Genomic DNA, 1,031 nt, shown 5'->3' on the forward strand with positions numbered 1-1,031 from the left:
GCGGGCATGTCGTTCGCGATGAACGCCGCCAAACCGATGCACGACGCCGCTGCAGCGCTGGGCGTCGACCCGCTGTACGTTGCCCTGCCAAGCTACGTGGTGATCATGGGCGGCGGCGCGCTGGTAAACCTCGGCTTTTGCTTCATTCGTCTGGCAAAAGTGAAGAATCTGTCGGTAAAAGCCGACTTCTCGCTGGCAAAACCGCTGATCGTCACCAACGTCCTGCTTTCCGCCCTCGGCGGTCTGATGTGGTATCTGCAATTCTTCTTTTACGCCTGGGGTCACGCCAGTATTCCGGCGCAGTATGACTACATGAGCTGGATGCTGCACATGAGCTTCTACGTGCTGTGCGGCGGGCTGGTTGGGCTGGTGCTGAAAGAGTGGAACAACGCCGGGCGTCGTCCGGTTGGCGTGCTGAGCCTGGGCTGCGTGGTGATAATTATTGCGGCCAATATCGTCGGCCTCGGCATGGCGAACTGATTACGCTGCCTTTCGACTGCGATGACGCCACTGAACCGGCGTCATCCCCACCTCACGGTTAAACACCACCGAAAAGTAGTTACTGTCCTCAAAGCCGCAGCGCATCGCCACTTCACTCACCATCAGCTCCGTATGCTGTAACAGATACTGAGCGTGGCAGATGCGCAGCTGGCGCAGATAGTGGTTTACCGTCATCCCCGTCTGGGTGCGGAACTGCTGGCGCAGCGCGCGCTCGCTGCACTGCTCCTGCTCGCAGAATTTTTCCAGCACGAAACTCTTGTTAAGACTGCCCGCAAGCCGGGTGATGAGCTTATCCAGCAGCGCTTCCTGCGTGGTGGCAGAGGGATTATCCGTAGCGTAACGATGGCGCTTCAGGGTCATCACCAGCTGGGCAAAAAGCAGCTCCGACATCTGGTTTGCCACCGGATCGCTCTTCTGGCTCTCCTGCTCCAGCTGGGAAATCGTCTGGCGCACCTGAGCCATGCCGTTGCTGCTTAAGCGCCAGTGCGGTTCGCCTCTGGCATCATGTAAACCGGGGATATTGCCCGCCC

Annotated in this window: 2 protein-coding genes; one reads left to right on the plus strand and one right to left on the minus strand. The window is 59.0% G+C overall.

Annotated features, from left to right (window positions below; all coding sequences use genetic code 11):
* On the plus strand, positions 1-480 hold a 480-nt coding region (locus tag ACOTX2_RS21325), incomplete at its 5' end, for an L-rhamnose/proton symporter RhaT (RefSeq protein WP_421625969.1).
* Here ACOTX2_RS21325 and ACOTX2_RS21330 read toward each other — a convergent pair.
* On the minus strand, positions 481-1,031 hold a 551-nt coding region (locus tag ACOTX2_RS21330; protein ID WP_421625970.1), incomplete at its 5' end, for a helix-turn-helix domain-containing protein.

It is taken from the genome of Enterobacter cloacae complex sp. IR5412, assembly GCF_049237385.1.
GTDB classification, from domain to species: Bacteria; Pseudomonadota; Gammaproteobacteria; order Enterobacterales; family Enterobacteriaceae; genus Enterobacter; species Enterobacter intestinihominis.